This is a genomic window from Gemmatimonadota bacterium (assembly GCA_026706845.1).
GTDB lineage: Bacteria > Latescibacterota > UBA2968 > UBA2968 > UBA2968 > VXRD01.
In genome coordinates this window covers 23,827-45,304 of the sequence record JAPOXY010000036.1, presented here as the reverse complement: position 1 = coordinate 45,304, position 21,478 = coordinate 23,827, and the positions used below count along the sequence as shown (strand labels likewise).

General features: G+C 52.2%; 17 protein-coding genes. 16 read left to right on the top strand and 1 reads right to left on the bottom strand.

What is annotated here, in order from left to right; translation table 11 throughout:
• Positions 1-50 precede the first annotated feature (50 nt).
• The 13 genes from OXG87_03790 (at position 51) to rodA (ending at position 13,968) form a co-directional block, all read left to right on the top strand.
• Positions 51-1,211 (top strand): iron-containing alcohol dehydrogenase, encoded by a 1,161-nt coding sequence (locus OXG87_03790; protein MCY3868653.1) that lies wholly within the window; start codon positions 51-53, stop codon positions 1,209-1,211.
• A 27-nt stretch (positions 1,212-1,238) separates the two neighbouring features.
• Positions 1,239-2,540: a lactate racemase domain-containing protein gene (locus tag OXG87_03785; protein MCY3868652.1), complete on the top strand. Its 1,302-nt coding sequence runs from the start codon at positions 1,239-1,241 to the stop codon at positions 2,538-2,540.
• A gap of 24 nt (positions 2,541-2,564) precedes the next feature.
• Positions 2,565-3,839 (top strand): dihydroorotase, encoded by a 1,275-nt coding sequence (locus OXG87_03780; protein MCY3868651.1) that lies wholly within the window; start codon positions 2,565-2,567, stop codon positions 3,837-3,839.
• A gap of 13 nt (positions 3,840-3,852) precedes the next feature.
• Positions 3,853-4,974 (top strand): glutamine-hydrolyzing carbamoyl-phosphate synthase small subunit, encoded by a 1,122-nt coding sequence (carA, locus tag OXG87_03775; protein MCY3868650.1) that lies wholly within the window; start codon positions 3,853-3,855, stop codon positions 4,972-4,974.
• A gap of 128 nt (positions 4,975-5,102) precedes the next feature.
• Positions 5,103-5,570 (top strand): hypothetical protein, encoded by a 468-nt coding sequence (locus tag OXG87_03770; protein ID MCY3868649.1) that lies wholly within the window; start codon positions 5,103-5,105, stop codon positions 5,568-5,570.
• A gap of 95 nt (positions 5,571-5,665) precedes the next feature.
• Positions 5,666-6,079, top strand: a complete 414-nt coding sequence (locus tag OXG87_03765; GenBank protein ID MCY3868648.1) for a LytR C-terminal domain-containing protein — start codon at positions 5,666-5,668, stop codon at positions 6,077-6,079.
• Between the two features lie 16 nt (positions 6,080-6,095).
• On the top strand, positions 6,096-6,479 hold the full coding sequence (gene rsfS / locus OXG87_03760) for a ribosome silencing factor (GenBank protein MCY3868647.1): 384 nt from the start codon (positions 6,096-6,098) through the stop codon (positions 6,477-6,479).
• Between the two features lie 16 nt (positions 6,480-6,495).
• Positions 6,496-7,533, top strand: a complete 1,038-nt coding sequence (gene mtnA / locus OXG87_03755) for an S-methyl-5-thioribose-1-phosphate isomerase (GenBank protein ID MCY3868646.1) — start codon at positions 6,496-6,498, stop codon at positions 7,531-7,533.
• A 235-nt stretch (positions 7,534-7,768) separates the two neighbouring features.
• Positions 7,769-8,494 (top strand): SPOR domain-containing protein, encoded by a 726-nt coding sequence (locus OXG87_03750; GenBank protein MCY3868645.1) that lies wholly within the window; start codon positions 7,769-7,771, stop codon positions 8,492-8,494.
• Between the two features lie 13 nt (positions 8,495-8,507).
• Positions 8,508-10,352: a LysM peptidoglycan-binding domain-containing protein gene (locus tag OXG87_03745; protein ID MCY3868644.1), complete on the top strand. Its 1,845-nt coding sequence runs from the start codon at positions 8,508-8,510 to the stop codon at positions 10,350-10,352.
• Between the two features lie 38 nt (positions 10,353-10,390).
• On the top strand, positions 10,391-10,870 hold the full coding sequence (mreD, locus tag OXG87_03740; GenBank protein MCY3868643.1) for a rod shape-determining protein MreD: 480 nt from the start codon (positions 10,391-10,393) through the stop codon (positions 10,868-10,870).
• Positions 10,860-12,725 carry a penicillin-binding protein 2 gene (locus OXG87_03735; GenBank protein ID MCY3868642.1) on the top strand — a complete coding sequence of 622 codons (1,866 nt, stop codon included), beginning with the start codon at positions 10,860-10,862 and terminating at the stop codon, positions 12,723-12,725. The genes mreD and OXG87_03735 overlap by 11 nt, the downstream gene beginning before the upstream one ends.
• A gap of 22 nt (positions 12,726-12,747) precedes the next feature.
• Positions 12,748-13,968: a rod shape-determining protein RodA gene (gene rodA, locus OXG87_03730; protein MCY3868641.1), complete on the top strand. Its 1,221-nt coding sequence runs from the start codon at positions 12,748-12,750 to the stop codon at positions 13,966-13,968.
• Between the two features lie 79 nt (positions 13,969-14,047).
• Here the strand turns inward: rodA and dnaE are convergent, their stop codons facing one another.
• The gene (gene dnaE / locus OXG87_03725) at positions 14,048-17,545 is read right to left on the bottom strand and encodes a DNA polymerase III subunit alpha (protein ID MCY3868640.1); all 3,498 of its coding nucleotides are present in this window, start codon (positions 17,543-17,545) and stop codon (positions 14,048-14,050) included.
• A 268-nt stretch (positions 17,546-17,813) separates the two neighbouring features.
• Between dnaE and aroA the strand changes: the two genes are divergently transcribed.
• Genes aroA through OXG87_03710 form a run of 3 tightly spaced genes read left to right on the top strand, consistent with a single transcriptional unit; the run spans position 17,814 to position 21,445 of the window.
• Positions 17,814-19,070, top strand: coding sequence for a 3-phosphoshikimate 1-carboxyvinyltransferase (gene aroA / locus OXG87_03720; protein ID MCY3868639.1), 1,257 nt, complete (start codon positions 17,814-17,816; stop codon positions 19,068-19,070).
• Positions 19,071-19,073: 3 nt separating this feature from the next.
• Positions 19,074-20,048: a PD-(D/E)XK nuclease family protein gene (locus OXG87_03715; GenBank protein MCY3868638.1), complete on the top strand. Its 975-nt coding sequence runs from the start codon at positions 19,074-19,076 to the stop codon at positions 20,046-20,048.
• Between the two features lie 26 nt (positions 20,049-20,074).
• A complete protein-coding gene (locus OXG87_03710) occupies positions 20,075-21,445 on the top strand; it encodes a hypothetical protein (GenBank protein ID MCY3868637.1) in 1,371 nt (456 codons plus the stop codon).
• Positions 21,446-21,478 lie beyond the last annotated feature (33 nt).

Below are 21,478 nucleotides of genomic sequence, written 5' to 3'. Positions count from 1 at the left end.
ATTTTCTTCTTTTTACTATCAAAAAATAAAAATCGCATAGGAGTTTGCTTGTGGCGTTTCAAGATCACTTTAGTTATTATGGCCCCACACGCCTCATCATGGGACGGGGCACCATTGGCAACATCCCCCAAATTGTAAATGAAAAACAGGTAAAAAAGGCACAAATCGTCACCGACAGGGGCCTCGTCCAGGCCGGCGTTGTCGCGCGCGTTACAGAAATACTCGACAAGGCACACATCTCCTACAGCATCTACGACGGCGTTGAACCCAACCCCCCCATTCGCAACGTCGAAGCCTGTGCCGCGCAATACCAGTCGGAAAATTGCGATTTCCTGCTCGCCATTGGCGGGGGATCCTCAATGGACGTGGCAAAAACCTCGGGCGTACTCGTCAATCACGGGGAAAAAATCACCGATTATTTTATCGGCGAAAAACCCGTTCCCGGTCCCATCCCCTTTCTCCTCTGCGTCCCCACCACCTATGGCACAGCCAGCGAAGTCACGCCCTTTGCCGTCATCACCGACGACAACCACTTCAAAGGCACCGTCGCAGGTCCCCATGTTATTCCCGATGTGGGCATTCTCGATGCCAATATGGCCGTCGCATTGCCTCTGTTCATAGCCGCAGCGACCGGAATGGATGCCTTGACACACGCCATTGAATCATACGTGTCGCTGATATCCAACCCCATCTCTGAAGGCATGGCCCTGCACGCCATCCGCCTCATCTCGCAAAACCTGCGACAAGCCGCGTACAGCGACCACAACCACGAAGCCACGCAAAATATGCTCACCGGCAGTACCATGGCTGGATTTGCCTTTTCCCAAACCCGTCTGGGAAATGTACATGCCATGTCGCATCCGGTTGGCGGTCACTACGGCGTACCACACGGAATTGCCAATTCCATCTTGCTCACCCGTATCATGGACTACAATCGCTGCGCCTGCCCGGAGAAATTCGCCGACATCGCCGCCGCCATGGGCGAAGATGTAGATGGATTGAGCGCTATTGACGCATCTGTTCTCGCGGTTGAAGCCGTGCAAAACCTATCCGACGACGTGGGTATTCCCGCCACATTGGGCGAAGCCGGTGCAAAAACCGAAGGCATCCATGTCATGGCCGAAGACGCGATGAAAAGCGGCAATATTCAGGTCAACCCGCGCAAAACAACCATAAAAGACGTAATCGCCCTTTACGAAGAATCCATGTGATAGCAAATCACAACAGGAGGATAAACCATGCCGACTTACCCACAAATGTTCCGCATTCGCCAGCACTTTGACGCTCCTCGCGTCGATGACATCGCCGGCACTGTGCGCGATGAAATCGCAAAAATCAATCCCAGTTCTGTGATCAAACCCGGTCAAACCGTCGCCATAACCGCGGGCAGCCGCGGCGTCGCCAATATCGACACCATCATCAAAACCATCGTCGAAGAAATGAAAGCCATTGGCGCTGTTCCCTACATCGTACCCGCAATGGGATCGCACGGCGGGGGCACAGCCGAGGGACAAATCCAGGTCCTGGCCGGATATGGCATCACCGAAGGCACAATGGAATGTCCAATCAAATCGTCGATGGACGTCGTCCAGATCGGCGTATCGGATTTTGGCATGCCCATCTACTTTGACAAACACGCATCCGAAGCCGATCACGTCATTGTGGTCAACCGCATCAAACCGCATACGGGATTTGCCGGCGAAATTGAAAGCGGGCTGATGAAAATGATGCTCATTGGCCTGGGCAAACACAAAGGGGCCTCGGTATATCACCGCGCCATCATCCACCATTCCTTTGACAAAATCGTGCGCTTAGTCGGCAAAGTCGTGCGCGAGGAAATGCCCATCACCTTTGGCGTAGCCACCCTTGAAAACGGCTATGACGAAACCGCACGTATCGAAGCCATTCCCGCGGCAGACTTTGAAGAACGCGAAAAAGTTCTTCAAGCCAAATCCAAAGAGTGGTGTCCCTCGCTTCCCTTCGATGATGTCGATCTGCTCATCATCGACGAAATGGGCAAAAATATCTCCGGCTCGGGCATGGACACCAACGTCATCGGGCGCAAGCGCAACGACCGCCGCGCAATGGGCGACGAAACCCCGCGCGTCTTGCGCATCTTTGTGCGCGACCTCACCGAAGCCACGCACGGCAACGCCACCGGCATCGGCATGGCCGAATTTGCCACCAGGCGCCTCGTCGATAAAATCGACTATCACGCCACCTATACCAACGTCATCACCGGACAACACGTTTCAGCAGGTGCGGTCCCGCTGCACTGCGACACAGACGCCGAAGTCCTCGACATCGCCCTCGAGTCCATTGGTCTCATCGCACCGGAAGACGCCCGCGTACTCTGGATCCCCAACACGCTCGACCTGGGTGAAGTCGAAGCATCTGAAGCCTATCTGGCACAGGCGGACATCCGCGACGATCTCGAAATACTCACCGGACTGCGCTCCCTCGAAACCGAAGCCGATGGCAATCTACCGCCCATCGAAGCCTACCGCGACCGCGTACCCGAATCCGTTTTCGCAGATTGAGAGAGGATATTTACAACCTTTCCAATGTCCGATCTCCTGCTCAAAAACGGTCGCATCATCGACCTGGCTAACAACCGCGACGAAATAGCCGATCTGCTCATCCAGCGCGGTCACATCGCGCACATTGAACCGCATATTGCCGTTGAAAATGCCGATACCATCGATGTCTCAGACCAAATCGTCGTACCCGGACTCATCGATATGCATGTCCACCTGCGCGATCCGGGCTTTCCAGAAAAAGAAACCATCAAAACCGGATGTGAAGCCGCTGCCGCCGGAGGCTTCACATCTGTGGCCTGTTTGCCCAATACAGAACCGCCGATGGACAGCCCGGAAATCGTCCAATACATCGCCCAACAGGCAAAAACATCAGATGCCCGCGTATATCCCATTGCCTGTGCAACCGAAAAAATGCAGGGCGAAAAACTCACCGACACCGATGCCCTGCTCAAAGCAGGTGCTGTTGGATTTTCCGACGACGGCCTCCCCATTGAATCCGAAACTCTGATGCGCCAGCTTTTGGAGCGCGCAGCCGCCAACAATTTTGCGGTTTATCCGCACTCCGAAGTCTTTGAACTCACGCGCGGCGGGCACATGCACGAAGGCGCGGTCTCCCGAGAACTGGGCCTGAAAGGCATGCCCGCCGAAGGCGAAGCCGCCATGAACGCGCGCGACATCGAACTCGTGCGCCAAACCCGGGGGCGTCTCCACATCCTGCACCTCAGTGTCAAACGCGCTGCCGAACTCGTGCGAAGAGCCAAAGCAGAGGGCCTGCCCGTCACCTGCGAAGCCTCGCCCCATCACATTGCATTGACCGATGAAGACGTGCGCGTACTCGGCACGGCTGGCAAAATGAGTCCGCCACTTCGCTCCAGCGAAGACCGGGAAGCTGTGATCGCAGGCTTACAGGACGGCACTATTGACGCACTCGCCACAGACCATGCGCCACATACGACCAAAGAAAAATTGGTTGCATTTACCAATGCACCCAATGGTATACTCGGACTCGAAACCGCTGTCGGCGTCATATTCACCAAACTCGTCCACACCAACCTGCTCCCTCTTTCAGATACAATTGCCAAACTCACCATAGAACCCGCGCGCATCCTCGGCATCGAAGGCGGCAGCCTCTCCCCCGGCAAACCCGCCGATATTACAGTCATTGATCCCGATCTCGAATGGATTGTAGATGCCAATCAGTTCAAATCCAAATCGCGCAACACGCCCTTTCACGGATGGACATTACAGGGTCGGGCCACAATGACGATATTGGGTGGTCAAATAACATACAAACAGTAAAGGGAAAACATTCATGGAAGCGATTCTCGCATTGGAAGACGGCACCATTTTCAAAGGCAAATCCTTTGGCGCAGAAGCCGAATGCGAAGGAGAAGTCGTCTTCAACACCAGCATGACGGGATATCAGGAAATCCTCACAGACCCGTCTTATAATAGCCAGATCGTAACCATGACCTATCCACTCATTGGCAACTACGGCATCAACCCATCCGACTTTGAATCGCAAAAACCCCAGGTCTCTGGCTTTATAGTCAAAGAATACTGTCCATACCCCAGCAATTGGCGATCGACCATTGCCCTCGGCGACTTTCTAAAAGAACACAACATACCCGGCATCGAGGGCATTGACACCCGCGCCCTCGTGCGGCATATCCGCCGTCAAGGCGCAATGAAAGGCGTGCTGTCAACCATCGATCTCAATTCCGACAGCCTCGTCCAAAAAGCGCGAGACTTCCCCGGCCTGGTCGGGCGCGACCTCGTACAAAACGTCACCTGCACAGAACCCTACCACTGGGCCGAGGGCCTTTGCGATCTCAAAACCGGCCAGACCAGACATCTTAAGCAAAAAGCCAAATACCGCGTGGCGGCTTACGACTTTGGCATCAAACACAACATCTTGCGCTACCTCGTTGACCGCGGCTGCGATGTAACTGTTTTTCCCGCCGATACACCTGCAGAGCAACTCCTCGAAATCGATCCCGACGGCATATTTTTATCCAACGGCCCGGGCGATCCAGAACCCGTGACGTATGCAGTCGAAAACATCCGCAAATTGATCCGAGAACGCCCCACCTTTGGAATATGTCTGGGCCATCAGCTTCTCGGCCTGGCACTGGGTGGAAAAACATACAAACTCAAATTTGGCCACCGGGGTGCCAACCAGCCCGTACAGCACGCCAGCACGGGCAAAGTCGAAATCACCGCACAAAATCACGGTTTCTGCGTCGATCTCACCACCCTCGACCGGGAAGTCGTAGCACTCACCCACATCAACCTCAACGACAACACCCTCGAAGGTCTGCGCCACCGCGAACTACCCGCCTTCTCCGTCCAATACCACCCCGAAGCCTCTGCCGGCCCACACGATGCCGATTATCTCTTCGACGAATTTGCTAAGTTGATGGACAAGGCGTAATAACAGCGAACGACATACATTAACCACTATGGAACATAAAGATATACTCAGGTGTCTAAGAAAACAGAACACTTGACATCTCATCTCAGTTTCTGTATCCTGTTCATAACGGAAAGGGGGTTTTACACATGTACAAATGGATTTGTACACTTGCTGTTATAGCCTTGATTGCGACGCAGGCACGGGCAGAAATTGGCATTCAGCCACAAAACAAAATCCCGCTCGCAGGTGAGAACCTCGTGAACGGGTTAAAAACCACCAGCGGTTTGTTCGACCTGAAAAAGCTCAAATTTAACCACACCATTGGAATCAGCTACAGTTCGGGATACGGCGGAGGCCTGAACCAGTATTATCTCAACGACATCACCTATCAAATATCCAAACCGCTCATCGTCAGAGCGCAAGTTGGCCTGGTCAATCAAATGTCGGGTAATACGCGTTACGGTTCAACCTCATCGGGCGGTGTTCAAGTCGTCGTTCCCAACGTCAGTCTTTTGTACCAGCCCAAACCCAATATTCGGATCGAATTTGGATTCAGCACCTTCAATGGCTATGGCTATCCCTATTATTACAACGACAGGTACAGGCGTTATTAAAGGACTGACCTGAACAGATAGGGGCGCCACCGCATAAGGTCGGCGCCTCTTTTTTTTCTCTTTATATTGTTTTTTTTATTGTTATATTGGCCTACATGAAATGGTTATGGGTTCTCGGCGGCCTGCTCATCGCCGGTCTGGTCTTTGCGACAAAAGCCTTTTGGGAACCGCAAACGGCACCCGATGTCGTGCCCGATGCCCCCCGAGTCTCTCACAATATTCGCGTTGAAATTCTCAACGGCTGTGGCACAGGCGGTATTGCAACCGAGGTCGGGCAAAAACTGCGCGATTTTGGCATAGATGTCATGACCTTGGGCAATGCTGAAAATTTCAATTTTCCCGAGACCATTGTCATAGACCGCATGGGAAAAATAGAATATGCCAAACAAGTCGCCGATGTACTCGGCACGCCCAATGTGATCCAGCAAAAAACACCCGACCCCTTTCGCATCGAGGAAGTAACCGTCATCATTGGGCGCGATTATCGCGGGTTGGAAATATTTAAATAAGAAGAGGGAATTCACTTTGTCAGATACCACCGAAAACGTTCGCAGTACTTGTATTGAACAGTTGCTATCGCGCAAAGCCGAAGACCTCATTGCCATTGATCTGCGTCAAACAGCCGACTTTGTCGATTACTTTATCATCTGTACGGGAACCTCCGATGTGCATGTTCGCGCTCTGGCCGATGCGGTAATCGAGGGTCTCAAAGCAGAAGGGCAGCACCCCTATCAGGTCGAAGGATATGATGTGCGGAAATGGGTACTGATCGACTTCTTCGACATCGTCGTACATATTTTTCAAAAAGAATCGCGCCAATTTTACGGACTGGAACGCCTGTGGCGCGATGCGCCGATAGAGCGTATTGAGGACGATGTATTGACAAACAACTTAATCCGCGACCCGTGACAACTGGAGATGGCCAATGCCCGTTCCGACCATCACCTGGGAAAATGATGCCCTGCGTCTCATCGACCAGACCTTATTGCCAGAAGAGTACAAATTCATCACTTGCCGCGATGTCAACACAGTGGCAGAAGCCATCGTCAGCTTGAGGGTGCGCGGCGCTCCAGCCATTGGTGTCGCGGCTGCTTATGGCGTCGTGATTGCAGCGCAAGAAGCCATAGCGCGGAACGCCGACTTTGATCAGTATGTCGCAGAAAGCATTCAAAAACTGGCGCAAACGCGCCCCACAGCCGTCAACCTCTTTTGGGCACTGGACCGCCAGGAAAAGGTCCTCGCCAAAGCAGATAACCATTCACCCGCAGAAAAACGCGATCGCCTGCTTAACGAAGCCCATGAAATTTTTGAAGACGACAAAAGGATATGTCGCCAGATTGGTCGCAATGGTGCCGAATTGCTATCCTCACAGGCGACTGTACTGACCCACTGCAATGCAGGCGGCCTGGCCACGGCTGACTACGGCACGGCTCTCGCAGTGGTTTACGCCGCTGTTGAAGCGGGCAAACAAGTCGCGGTCTATGCCGACGAAACCCGTCCACTCTTGCAGGGGTCGCGCCTCACTGCCTGGGAACTGAATCAAAGCGGCGTAGATGTCACCGTGATATGCGATAGCATGGCTGCTGCGGTGCTCCGCGAAAAAAACATCGACAGCATCGTTGTCGGCGCGGACCGCATTGCCAGAAACGGAGACGTAGCCAACAAAATCGGCACCTATGGACTGGCAATTTTAGCCAAAGCGCATCAGGTGCCTTTTTACGTGGCTGCGCCCTTATCTACCATTGACATGAAACGCGATACTGGCGCACAAATTCCCATTGAAGAACGCGAAAGAGAAGAAATCACGCACGGCATGGGCCGACAAACCGCGCCCAGAGGCATCCATGTGTACAACCCCGCCTTTGACGTGACCCCTAACCGCCTCGTCACGGCGATCATAACGGAAAAAGGCGTAGCAAAAGGCAATTACTCAGAAATATTTGAGCAGTGGTTTAGATGGTAAACTCGACGTTTATTCCACAATTAAGCGACTTTATGTTTTTTTACAAGATATACAAGATATTGGGCAAAATAGAGCATTTTTCGATAAAATACGCAATATAAGTTATTGACAAATTTTGCATGCATTCTTAAAGTCTGAGGGTCAAACATGTAGAATCCTGTCTGAACAATGAGCAGAGGTAGATGGGCACGGGTGAAGGTTAAAAAAGAAACTGACAACGGCTCGTGGAGGCAAAATGATAAGAAAAAAAATCTTGTTATTTGTCTTATTTGTCGTATTCCTGATCGGCTGTGTCGCACCGCAGACCCAACTCGTCCCTCCGGTTGATTCACCGATGGCTGATTCATCGCCAACTGATTCATCGGCGGCGCGAGAAGAATTTGATCCACAGACCCTCATGGACGACGACACGGTATTGCAAACACCTGTACGCGCTGAAGCAATGCCCCCTGCGGAAGTATCACAAATTGGGGGCTTCCGCGTTCAAGTTGCAGCCCTTCGCGATCACAGCCGGGCAGAAGCCTTGCGCGAACAAATTCAGCGTGATGCTCAGGTTCTGACATATATTCATTTCGACGAAGACATCCAACTCTACAAAATTCGAGCGGGCAACAGCCACACACCCGAATCAGCAGAAACACTGCGCGACACCATCAGAGCATTGGGCTTTCCCGATGCTTATGTGGTTCGCACACAAATTGCCAATATGCAACCTCAAGCCACATCGGGGTTTCGAGTTCAAATTTTTTCTTCATCGACGCGAGGCTCAGCGGAAGATGCACAAATGCAAGCGCGTGTTCAACTGGCGCGCGACGATGTTTTTATAGATTTTGAATCTCCTTATTTTAAGGTGCGCGTCGGCAATTTTCAGACGCGCGACGATGCAGAGATACTACTCAGGGAGGTAACAAAGAAAGGCTATGAAACGGCATTCATTGTACAGGCAAAATCTTCTCAATAACGCGAAGACGGCCATGCGGTATAACCTTTGTCTCATTGCAGTTCTAATTTTTGGCGGTTGTGCAACCACCGCACGCACTCCCCTTGCACCCGCACCTGCCCCCTTAACTGTACCAGAAGTTACAGAACCAGCAGAAGTTGCAGAACCAATTATACCAATAAAGCCTTCTATAGCTATAGAAGAGATAGAACCCACGGGCGACCGTCTCTATGACCTGCTTCAAAAAGCCGCAGTCGAAACCCATTCTCTTCGCGTAAGAGCTTTGCTCGATACGGCAGCGCACATGTTGCGCGAGCGTTTTGTTGCCGAACCGGAAACAGCAAAAAAATGGGCCGCGTTGATGCGTTTCACACTCGAACGCTATCACGCGATTTCGTCCCGTGCGCCCATACCACCGCATGCACCACTGGCAACCCTGCTCAATGCCCTTCCCGAATCTGTAGTTGCCGACTTGTTGCATCATCCGCACTATCGAGAACTAAAAATAAGAGTACTGGCAGGGCAAGCCGATGTACCCATTGACCTCAGACCCGAAGTCATGGCTTATATCCAATATTTCCTCACGGAAAAGCGCGACTTCTTTGAAAGAAGTCTGTCTCGCTCCACTGCCTATTTGCCTATGATCCAGACAATTTTCCGCGAACAGGGTCTGCCTTCGGACCTCGCTTACAAAGCCATGATCGAAAGTGGATTTAATCCCCGCGCGCTCTCGCGTGCATACGCCCTGGGCATGTGGCAATTTATGTATCGCACTGGCTTGCTCTATGGCCTGCGGCGCAACACCTATATCGATGATCGCATGAACCCCGAAAAATCCACACATGCTGCTGCGCGACATCTCAATCATCTATACGAGCACTTTAAAAATTGGCATCTGGTTGTCGCGGCCTACAACTGCGGACAGGGCCGGATGGATCGCGCCATTGCAAGATCCAGAACCCGCGACTTTTGGGAAATCGACGTACTGCCCAGAGAAACCCGCAATCACGTACCCAAGTTTATGGCAGCTGTCGTCATTGCCAAAGATCCCGCTTTTTTTGGCTTTAAAGACGTTGTCTATCAACCTCCCCTGTCTTATGACAAAGTCGTTTTAACAGAACCTGTGAACCTGCGTTTGGCAGCGGAATGTGCGGGTACTACCTACACCTATCTGCGCCACCTCAACCCCGAACTGCGTCGTCCATATACACCGCCTGCCATGCGGCGAAACGCCTATACTTTGCGCGTTCCAAAAGGAACAGGCGCGAAATTTAGAGCCAATTACGCGCAAATACCAGAACACAAAAAAATTCAACTCATCGACTATGTGGTCAAACGCGGCGATACCTTATCGGGGATCGCATCCCGCGTGGGGGTGTCGTCAGCCGACCTGCAGGCAGCCAATGGCATCACCAATCCTCGCCGCCTGCAAATCGGTCAAAAACTCAGCATTCCTATGTATCCCCACGCCAAACGCCTATCTGCCGCAACACAGGCGCGCCCAGCACTACAAACAAAAAATATTAGCCACAACCCCGACCCTAAACACTATCGCCAGATCAATGTCACGGTGCGTACAGGTGATACCCTGTGGGGCATTGCCAAACGAAAAGGCATCACGGTCTCGCACCTGCGCGCATGGAACAATCTGAATACCAATCATCCCATTCATCCGGGCGATCGCCTCACATTATGGGTACCCAAAGATGGAACATCGGAATCTACTATCTTTTATACAGTGCGCACGGGCGATACCTTGTGGAGCATAGCGCGCGCCTTTGATACCAGTGTTGCAGCTCTACAATCCTGGAATGACATTCGAAGTCCATCGCGCTTGCGGCCCGGCACCCGCATTCGCGTCAGAGAAATTGCGGATTAAAAGAGGTGGAGGAAAGCTGACTGCCGACTGCCTTATCAATGATTATCGCCCGCAATATTTTGCTCATTCTTCTGGCACTGCTTCTCCAGGCATCCTGGATCGAAAGCCTCGCCATTTACGGCGTTGCGCCGGACATCGTCATCATCATACTGATTTTTATTGCCTTTACCCGAGGGCAAATTGAAGCGACATTACTGGGTTTTATATCGGGATTGCTCATCGACATATACGACCCCGGCACGCGTTTGGGCGTCAATGCCCTCGGCAACAGCCTGATTGGTTTTTTTGCAGGTTATAGCCGTGTAGGCATCGCTGCTGAAGCCCTGCAAGCACAGGCTCTCATTTTGTTTTTGGCAACACTCTTACACGATATTATTTTTTTTCTCGTTGCTTTGCAACCGCTCAAAATTTTGAGCATTGGATTGGGTACAAGTCTTTATACAGCTACGTTGGGCACGGCATTGTCGTCTGTCCTAACCCATTTCTCACTTCTCAATATTCAGCCCCATGCAGAATGACTTCACATACAACGGCATTCGAGCACATCGCGCACGCATTCTTTTCGGTATAATCGCGTTTCTCTTTGGCATATTGGGCATTCGCCTCTATCTACTACAGATTGTCGAATGGGAACAGTATCGCATCAAATCTGAAAAGAATACCATGCAGCCCGTCATTATCCAGGCCAATCGCGGCTTAATCCGCGACCGCAATGGTATCATTTTGGTCGATAACAGACCATCTTATAACATTTCGGTCATTCCCCCTCGCTTTTTGGCAAATATTGAAGAAGATAAATGCAGTGGGCTTCTCGAACGCCTCGGGCAAATTGTGGATCTGCCCTGCAAAACTATAACAGAAAAATTGCAATCGCATAACCGGCATTTTTACGATCCGGTCAATCTCAAGCTCGATGTGGATTTTGAAGCCATTTCCATTATCGAAGAAAATCGCTATGACTTTCCCGGTGTAGAAATCCAAATCGAAACCCGCCGGGGCTATCCCATCTTTGACAAACCCGCGACGATATCCACCGAATTTTCGCACACGCAGCACAACGTCAGTAAATCCTTTCCCTTAGCACCCCATATTCTGGGCTATGTCGGACTTATCAACGCATCTCAATATACCCACCTGAAAACGCGGGGATATGGCTACGACGATCAGATTGGGAAACGAGGTATTGAGCGCATATTTGAAGACCGAATGCGAGGCCATAAGGGCGTCAAATACATCGAAGTGAATGCAAAAGGACGCGAAGTGGGCAGTTTCCCCGAAAAAACAGATCCTCCCATTTCCGGTGAAGATTTGTGGCTCACGCTCGACTGGCGTGTGCAGCATGCCGCTGAGCACGCCTTTGCAGATAGCATGCGCGGCAGCCTGATTGCCATGCACCCACAATCTGGCGAAATCATTGCCATGGTCAGCAAACCCGGTTTTCATCCACAATCTATCCGGGACCCCAAAGCCTGGCAGCACTTACAAACAGACCCATCAAAACCCTTGCTCAACCGCAGCCTTAAAGGCGAATATCCACCCGCTTCGGTCTTCAAAATGATCACATCGATAGCCGCTTTGGACATGGGCATAATCAAAGCCGATGAATATCGCTTGAGACCATGCACAGGAGGCATGGTTTTGGGCGACCGCCGGTTTAGATGTCACAACAAAAAAGGTTGTGGGCCTATCAACATGCGACAAGCACTCGTAAAATCGTGTGATGTATTCTTTTATCAACTCGGCCTCAAAGTGGGCATTGACAACTGGCATCGGTATGCCGCTATGTTCGAATTTGGCGAATTGACAAATATCGACATCGCTTCGGAAGGCGATGGTGAAGCACGCGGTCTGCTGCCCAACCGCGCCTATTACAAACAGAGGCACGGCTTCTGGGCTGGTGGCTATATGCTCAACCTGACCATTGGGCAAGGGGAACTTCTGGCAACGCCCCTTCAGGTGGCGCGCTATACAAGCGCGCTGGCAACCGGTCAGTTACCCACTCCGCATGTGATCAAAGGGACACAGGGCAAAACCGCGCCAATTCCCCTCTCAAAAGAGGTAATCAAAACCGTGCAAAGCATGATGGAAGACGTGGTCAACAGTCCATACGGCACCGGGCTTTCTGCCCGTTTACCCAATATTGTCGTTGCGGGAAAAACGGGCACCGCACAAAATCCCCACGGTGAGGACCACGCCTGGTTTGTCGCTTATGCACCGGCAGAAAACCCGCGCATTGCCATCGCCGTGATTGTTGAAAACGGTGGTTCGGGGGGCAGAATTGCCGCACCTATTGCACAAAAAACGCTCGAAGCCTATTTCGAACACGCCGTGCCAAAATCCACCGACGAATTGATCGCGGTCAATAACCAGTAACCTCTCATTTTTCGAGGTAGTTGTGAATCTTTCTCTATTTGTTCGACGCGACCTCGACATCGGCCTCCTCTCAGCAATATGCCTGGGCATTGGTGTGGGCATTACCACCATATACAGTGCCAGCTACAATTGGGATTTGGGCCTGGCCGGCAATATTTATGAAAAGCAAATTATCTGGGCCTTACTCGGGTTTATTGCCATGATCATCACCATGGTCATTCCCCTTAAACTTTTTTACGCCTTTGCCTATGTCCTTTATGGCCTGACGGTCACACTTTTGGTTCTGGTGCTCGAATTGGGGGACCGACGCTGGTTCAACATTGGTCCCATCCACATACAGCCCTCTGAATTAGCCAAGATAACGACCGTCCTGGTACTCGCGCGCTTTTTGACCTATCGCAACCGCGACCTGACCCGCGTATGTGCCTTTATCCCACCTCTATTGTTCGTTCTCGTGCCCATCTTACTCGTTTTTAAGCAACCCGATCTGGGCACCGCCCTGGTTTTTAGCGTTCTCATCTTGCCCATGTTATTCTGGGCAGGTGTCAGACCCGTGCATTTATTTTTTTTAATTTCCCCTGCCCTCACCCTGATATGTGCTTTTCACCCGTGGATGTTAGTCGCAATAGTACTGCTGCTCATTGGGATCCTTTTCTATGAACGCCCCCGTCTATTCACCGCAAGCATCTTGCTATTGGTCAATCTCACGGTTGCTATCGCCGCACCTTATGTGTGGGAAAACAAACTCCACGACTACCAAAAACGCCGCATCCTCACCTTTCTCGACCCCAATATGGACAAACTCGGTGCGGGTTATCAGGTCATTCAGTCCAAAATCGCCATTGGGTCTGGGGGCCTCAAGGGCAAGGGATTTTTAGAAGGGACACAAACCAAACTCGCCTTTTTACCCGAACAACACACCGATTTTATTTTTTCTGTTATATGCGAAGAATTTGGATTTCTCGGTGCCTTTTTTGTTCTGGCATTATTTATGTTCATCTTATGGCGCGCCTTATCCATTGCCATACAGACCAAAAGCCGCTTCTCCAGCTTGACCGCTATCGGTCTGGCGACCATTCTCCTCTTCCACATTTTTGTCAACATCGGCATGACCATCGGCATCATGCCCGTCACGGGTCTACCTTTGCCTTTCCTGAGCTACGGCGGTTCCACCCTCATCACAAACATGATTCTCATTGGTCTGTTGCTCAACATTTATGCCAACAGGTATGAGGATTATTAAGGGTGAGATGTAAAACGCAAAAGGCGAGGGGCCGGATGGCCTCTCGCCTTTATCTTTTTTCCCGTCTCCAATCACGCCGTTACAAGCCCCCCTCAAAAACCAGATCATCGGGTTGACGTCTCGCCGCACGTCGGGCGCGTCCCGCCTCGGTTGATACCCATGCATTGGCTCTGCCATCCGTGAGTTCGACAATTTCTCGCAACAGGGCATCGGAAGGCAACACCTGAACCTGGCGGGACAGGACGACGGTGGAATGGTCGCGCTCCAATTCCAGATGCAATCGCAACTGACAGTTGCCCGGATGTTTCAGACACAGGGTATGCAAAGACTTAAGCGGCTCCATCCGAATTAAATCGCCCGGCAACAACACATTGACGGTATCGGCCAGTTGCTCGCGCGCTTGCTCGATAGGCATCACATTTTCAACCTGCACCGAAGACCGGCCATTGCGTGCGGAAAACCGACCTTGCAAAACCACCATTTCATCGACCAGCAGTTGCTCGCGCAATTTTTCAAAATTATCGGAAAACACAACCAGGTCAACCGCACCGCTCAAATCTTCCAGCGTACCAAAAGCCATGGGCCGACCATCGCGTGTCGTATGCGGTTTTACCTCGGCCAACACGCCTCCCATCTGGACCTCAGCACCATCGGGCAATTCCTTCAGATCATTTACCGATCTCATACCCATTTCTGCCAAATCGGTTCTGTAGCGTTCCAGCGGATGCCCCGAAAGATAAAAGCCCAGCATATCTTTTTCAAAAGCGAGGCGTTCGCGCTCAGTCCATTCCTCAGCCTCGGGCAACGATTGGTCGTTCACCACCTGCGTTTGCATCTCGACCATTTCAAACATGGAAATCTGCCCGCGCGCGCGATCCATCTGTACAGATTGTGCCATATCCAGTGCGCGGTCTAAGGCTTCGAGCAACTGCGCGCGATGCCCGGGCACGCAATCATAAGCACCGGCTTTAATCAGACTTTCGATACACCGCCTATTCACAGCCTGAGAATCCACGCGGTCACAAAAATCAAATAGCGACTCAAAAGGGCCTTCTGCTTCACGCGCTGCAACAATCGCTTGAACTGCGCTGCGCCCCACATTGCGAATGGCAGCCATACCCATTCGAATCTCGTTTTTGGTCGCCACAAAATCGCCCTGCCCTTCATTTACATCTGGAGGCAATACATCCAGATCCATTCGCCGGCATTCTTCAATCAAAACGACCAGGCGCTCGATATTGCCAATTTCACTGTTGAGGTTCGCCGCCATAAATTCAGCCGGATAATGCGCCTTGAGATACGCGCACTGGTAAGCCACCATCGAATAGCCCGCACTATGCGCCTTGTTGAACCCATAGCCCGAGAAAACCTCAATATCTCGCCATATTTGTTGTGCAACCGCTTTTTCAACGCCATTGGTCGTGGCACCCTCTAAAAATTCGAGCCGATACTTTTCCATTACATCGGCCAACTTCTTCCCCATGGCTTTGCGGATACCATCGGCTTTGGCAAGTGTACATCCGGCCAAGTCGCGGCACAGGCGCTGCACCTGTTCCTGGTAAGTAATAATACCGTACGTCTCTTCCAGAGCCGGGCGCATCTTCTCATCGTCATACGTCACTTCCTCCCGCCCGTGCTTGCGGTCAACGTAATTGGGAATGTACTGCATCGGTCCCGGGCGATAAAGCGCATTCATCGCAATAATATCGTCAATCGTATCCGGCTTCAGTTGTTGCAAATAGCCCCTCATTCCCCCGCTTTCAAATTGGAACACCCCGGTCGTATCGCCCCGGCCGAACAGGCGATAGGTCGCCTCATCGTCCAGAGGCAAGTTATCCACATCCACATCCACACCGTAATTCTCCTTCACCATCTTCACGGCATCGTCGATCACCGTCAGATTGCGAAGTCCCAAAAAATCCATCTTCAAAAAGCCCAGGTCTTCCACGTGATACATATTGTACTGCGTCATCACCTCGCCGCCCTTGGGTGCTTTGTAAACGGGCATAAACTCGGTCACAGGCTCGGGCGTAATCACCACCGCAGCCGCGTGAATCGACGCATGGCGTGCCAGACCTTCGAGTTGCTTGCCAATGCCGATCATCTTTTGCCCCGTGTCCCCATCTTCCGCAATCTGACGCAACTCGGGCACCTGATCAAGTGCTTTATCGAGCGTCATCTTCAATTCTGCGGGCACCAGTTTTGAAATTCTATCGACTTCTGCAAATGGCCGGTCCAACACCCGCCCCACATCGCGGATCACACCCTTCGCCCCCATGGTTCCAAACGTAATCACCTGACATACATTGTCGCGCCCGTATTTTTGCACCACATAATCAATGACCTGCTCGCGATCGCGGTCGGCAATATCGTAATCAATATCGGGCGGCGAAATCCGCTCGGGATTCAAAAACCGCTCAAAAACCAGCCCGTATTCAATGGGATCCACAGCCGTGATGCCCAGGGCGTAAGCCACCAGACTGCTCACCGCAGACCCGCGCGCACCTGCTCGGATGCCAGAGGCATTGGAAAATTGCACCAGATCGTGCAAAATTAAAAAATAGCCCGGATATCCAGTCTGATCGATCACGCCCAACTCAAACTTCAGGCGTTCTTCATGCTCAGCGGTCACCTGCTTGCACCGCGCCTCCATGCCCTTGCGCGCCAGATCGCTCAGATAATCGCTGGCTGAATCATAACCCTCTGGCAAAGGGAAATCGGGCGCGTGATATTCCTCAAGGGAAATCTCCAGATCGCATTTTTCGGCAATCTCGAGCGTGGGTTCCAAAACGTGTGGCATATCCTGAAACAGCTCGTACATCTCTTCTGCCGACTTAAAATACACACCCTCGGGATAACACATGCGCTTGGGGTCGTCCAATGTCTTACCCGTCTGAATAGCGACCAGAGCCGCATGCGCTTCGTGGTCTTCAGCGCGCGTAAAATGCGAATCATTGGTCGCCACCAGGGGCACACCCATCTCCTTGTGCAACTTGACCAATCCGGGATTGATCTTTTTTTCTTTGTCAATGCCGTGCCTCTGAATCTCCAAATAATAATCATCGCCGAAAATATCGAGATATGTTTCCACGGCCTTTTGCGCAGCATTGTATCCCTCGCGTTCGATCAAATATGGGATCTCTCCCCCGATGCACGCCGACAGGCAAATCAGCCCTTCCGAATGCTGGCGCAGCAAATCTTTGTCTATGCGCGGATTGTAATAATAGCCCTCGAGATATCCCGCGGACACCAGCTTGATCAGATTTTTATATCCCGTATAATTTTTGACCAGTAAAACCAGATGGTTTGAACTGCCCTGAAGACCCGGCATAGATTTTCTGTCAAACCGGCTCCCCATCGCGCAATACACTTCGCACCCGATAATCGGATTGACGCCCACATCTCTCATCGCGCGATAAAAATCAATAGCGCCAAAAAGATTGCCGTGATCGGTCATCGCAACCGCAGGCATGCCCCATTCAGCGGCTATTTGGGCAATATCTTCTATTCTCGATGCGCCATCGAGCAGGCTGTACATCGTGTGGCTGTGCAAATGGACAAAGTCAGAGGATTTCATCAACACGCTCCCGTAAATGGAGATGTTGGGGGAGGGCATCTCGGACAAACTTAAAGAAATAGGAGAGGGGGAAAGAATCAGGAGAGAAGATCCCGGTCTGCTCTCTAATCTAAAACGGGTAACAGGAAAAATCAAGCGACAGAATGGCAGGGTATAACGCCATTAAAACAGGACATCGAAAAACCGCCCACAGGTAAACTATTGTGCCTTGTTCATTTTCAATTTTTAATTTATTTTTGTACCTATGAAAACTCTTGAAATCCAACCCATGACAGCCCCAGTCGATGCGGATGTCGCGATTCCGGGTTCTAAAAGCATCACCAACCGCGTTCTGCTAATTGCCGCACTTGCAGATGGTATCAGCCATCTCAACAACGCACTCATGAGCGACGACACGCGGTATATGGCAAATGCCCTGCGCGATCTGGGCATTCGCGTGGAAGAAAACGAAACGGAGGCGGCATTTCGCGTCTATGGCACAGGCGGGCGCATACCCGCTGATCACGCAACACTCCACATTGGCAACTCAGGTACTTCAGCGCGCTTTCTCGCGGCATATCTCAGCCTGGGCGCTGGAACCTATACCATAGACGGCGTCGAACGAATGCGCGAGCGCCCGATTCAGGACCTCCTCGACGGCCTCACCCCCCTCGGCGTAACCGCGCGTTGTGAAGGCAAGGACGGGCTATGCCCCCCCGCGCTCATCGTCGCCTCTGGCCTCAAAGGTGGCCGCACCACCATGAACGGCAGCAAAAGCAGCCAGTATTTCACTGCCCTGCTTCAAGTGGCATCCTACGCCCAAACCGATGTCGAAATCCACGTCAAAGGCGACCTCGTATCCAAACCGTACATCGACCTCACCATTGCCGTCATGCGCGACTTTGGCATTGAAGTCACCAACAAGAACTACCGCTCCTTCACCGTGCGCGCAGGTCAGCGCTATCATTCCCGCGCATATCAGATCGAACCCGATGCATCCAACGCCTCTTACTTTTTTGCCGCAGCCGCACTTACCCGTGGCCGCGTGCGCGTACCCAATTTAACAGCGCAATCCATTCAGGGCGACATCGGCTTTGTCGATATCCTATCCCAAATGGGCTGTGACGTGAGCAAAGACCCCGAAGGCATTGAAGTGCGCGGAACAGGGCGTCTGTCGGGCCTCGACATCGACATGAACGCCACGCCCGACATCGTGCCAACCCTGTGCGCCCTGGCCCCGTTTGCCTCTGCTCCAATCAGCGTACACAACGTAGCCGTCCTCCGCATCCACGAAACCGACCGCATCGCCGCACTCAAAACCGAACTGAACAAACTCGGCGTGCGCGTTGACACCCGCGCCGATGGCCTCACAGTCTATCCCGCAGACCACATCCAACCCGCGGCACTCGACACGTATGACGACCACCGCATGGCAATGAGCCTATCGCTGATCGGACTAAAAATCCCCGGCATTGTCATAAACGACTCCGACTGCGTCAACAAAACATTTCCGACGTATTTTGATGTCTTGAACGCGCTTTATTGAAATATGTCCAATTTCCAAAACGAATTCTCCTGGTCGCCTTCGCGCCATCGCATGTTTGATTCGTGCAAGCGACAATACTACTTCAACTACTACGGCAGTTGGGGTGGCTGGGACAAAGACGCCGACGAGCAAACCCAATTGCTCTATCGCCTGAAAAAAATAACCACGGTACCGCAACTCGTCGGTACCGTGGTTCACGACGCCATCAGCAACGCGCTCAATGCACTGAAATTGGGACGCGATATTCTCCCCTTTGCCGTCGAGACCTACGCGCAAAATTTATTCCACCAACACCTGCAAGAATCCAGAGATCATCTCTGGCGCTATTCGGCCTCTCGATACACCAATTTGTTTGAACACTATTACAACGAACCCTTTACCGAAACCGATCAGAACAAGTCGGCCAATCACATCTCGACGAGTCTCAACGCTTTTTTTGCCTCCGATGCCTACGCCACCCTCCAAACTGCCCGCCCCGAAGACTATCTCACCATTGAAGACCTCAAAGATTTTACCCTTGCCAATACCAAAATCTGGGTCGTGCTCGACGTGGCGATTCGCCGCGACAAATCGGTCTATATCTTCGACTGGAAAACCGGGCGTGAACGCCAGGCTGACCGCCATCAACTCGCTGTGTACGCTCTCTATGCCACCTCGCAGTGGGACGTCGCATTATCCGACCTGCAACTCCAGGACATCTACCTGCAAACCAGCACCGAACGCACCCTACACCTCTCTCTTGACGACCTCGACCAGACCCGTATGTTTGTCACCGAGAGCGTCCAGAAAATGCGCGTCCTCCTCAACGACCCCGAGCAAAACACCGCTTCGCAAGATGCCTTCCCAATGACGACAAATACCCACCTGTGTACCACCTGTCCCTTCAAAGCCGTGTGCTATCCCCATGACAGACCTGCCACGCAGCCAACCGCACAACCCACCACAGAACAAGACCCCGTTCAACTCTCACTTTTTTAATTTTTTTATAAACGAAAGAGTCCAAAATGGAACGACAAGATAACAACAGTTCACCTATCCACATCGGCACAGACCGCCAACTATTCGTGGACAATTTCTGGATTGCTGAAGCGCAGGGTGTCACGCAACGCTTGCATGAACCTGTGCGTCGTGAGGTTGTAATTTCCCCTGAACATCCGTGGGAACGAGGCGGTGTGTCATATATGGTAACATTCCGCGACGGCGACCGGTTCCGCGCGTGGTATCGCTGCGACCAGGAGATGCCGATTCGCGGTACGCGTCAACCGCTCACCGCCTACGCTGAAAGCACCGACGGCGTTCACTGGGAGAAGCCACGACTCGGACTGATTGCGTTTCAAGATTCGAAAGAGAATAACCTCGTCTGGGCGGGACCAGGTAAGAACATGTCGCCGTTTCGCGATGGTAATCCCGACGCGTTGGACGAAGAACGGTACAAAGCCATTGTACGCACCAGTGATGTACTCGCGTTGGTCTCGCCTGACGGTCTCCGCTGGCGACTGATGCAGGATGCGCCAATCCTGACCGATCAACCCTTTGATTCACACAATATCGCCTTTTGGGACGTGGAACAGGAGGAATATGTCGCGTACACACGCGGCGTGGCGGGTAAGGGCAACTTCATAAACGGGGTGCGCTGGATTCGCCGCACGACCTCCAAAGACTTTCGCCATTGGACACCGCTTGAACTGATTGACACCGGCGAGATTCCCTATGAACATCTCTACACCAATGCCTGCGTGCCTTATGAGCGGGCGCCGGGCGTGTATCTGATGTTTCCGTCACGCTTCGTGCCAGAACGCGAGCCAATTCCGGGCTGGAAATACGGTTCAGGCGTGAATGACATCGTGTTTATGTCCAGCCGCGATGGACGCCACTTCGCTCGCAACTTCATGGAGGCTTTTGTCCGTCCCGGACTCGATGAGGGCAACTGGCATGAGCGCGGGATGTACATGGAGCGGGGCATTCTGCAAACATCGCCCGATGAACTCTCGCTGTACGGTATGGAAAACTGGCGCCTGCCAACTGTCCATATTCGTCGGTTCTCGCTCCGAACCGACGGGTTCGTATCGGTCCGGGCAGGCTACGCTGGCGGCGAATTCGTCACCCGTCCGTTAATTTTCACAGGCGACAGTCTGAGATTGAACTTTTCCACATCAGCGGTGGGATTTGTGCGCGTTGAGATCCAGGATATGGAAGGGCATCCGCAGCCGGGCTTCGCACTGGACGAGTGCCCTGAGATATTCGGTGATGCCATCGACGGTACAGTCCGTTGGGAGAGTGGGAGAGATATGCGTCTGCTGGCAGGTCAGCCAGTGCGGTTACGCTTCACCCTCAAGGACGCGGATCTATTTGCGTTTCGGTTCCAGATGAGTTAAAAACCACGCGGAGGTTCATTATCCTTCTACTGG

Coding starts and splice junctions, on each gene's coding strand:
- OXG87_03735 (MCY3868642.1), top strand. CDS start 10,860: ATGCAGAATGACTTCACATACAACGGCATTCGAGCACATCGCGCACGC.
- OXG87_03710 (MCY3868637.1), top strand. CDS start 20,075: ATGGAACGACAAGATAACAACAGTTCACCTATCCACATCGGCACAGAC.
- OXG87_03780 (MCY3868651.1), top strand. CDS start 2,565: ATGTCCGATCTCCTGCTCAAAAACGGTCGCATCATCGACCTGGCTAAC.
- mtnA (MCY3868646.1), top strand. CDS start 6,496: ATGCCCGTTCCGACCATCACCTGGGAAAATGATGCCCTGCGTCTCATC.
- OXG87_03715 (MCY3868638.1), top strand. CDS start 19,074: ATGTCCAATTTCCAAAACGAATTCTCCTGGTCGCCTTCGCGCCATCGC.
- OXG87_03770 (MCY3868649.1), top strand. CDS start 5,103: ATGTACAAATGGATTTGTACACTTGCTGTTATAGCCTTGATTGCGACG.
- OXG87_03745 (MCY3868644.1), top strand. CDS start 8,508: ATGCGGTATAACCTTTGTCTCATTGCAGTTCTAATTTTTGGCGGTTGT.
- aroA (MCY3868639.1), top strand. CDS start 17,814: ATGACAGCCCCAGTCGATGCGGATGTCGCGATTCCGGGTTCTAAAAGC.
- OXG87_03785 (MCY3868652.1), top strand. CDS start 1,239: ATGCCGACTTACCCACAAATGTTCCGCATTCGCCAGCACTTTGACGCT.
- carA (MCY3868650.1), top strand. CDS start 3,853: ATGGAAGCGATTCTCGCATTGGAAGACGGCACCATTTTCAAAGGCAAA.
- OXG87_03765 (MCY3868648.1), top strand. CDS start 5,666: ATGAAATGGTTATGGGTTCTCGGCGGCCTGCTCATCGCCGGTCTGGTC.
- dnaE (MCY3868640.1), bottom strand. CDS start 17,545: ATGAAATCCTCTGACTTTGTCCATTTGCACAGCCACACGATGTACAGC.
- mreD (MCY3868643.1), top strand. CDS start 10,391: ATGATTATCGCCCGCAATATTTTGCTCATTCTTCTGGCACTGCTTCTC.
- OXG87_03750 (MCY3868645.1), top strand. CDS start 7,769: ATGATAAGAAAAAAAATCTTGTTATTTGTCTTATTTGTCGTATTCCTG.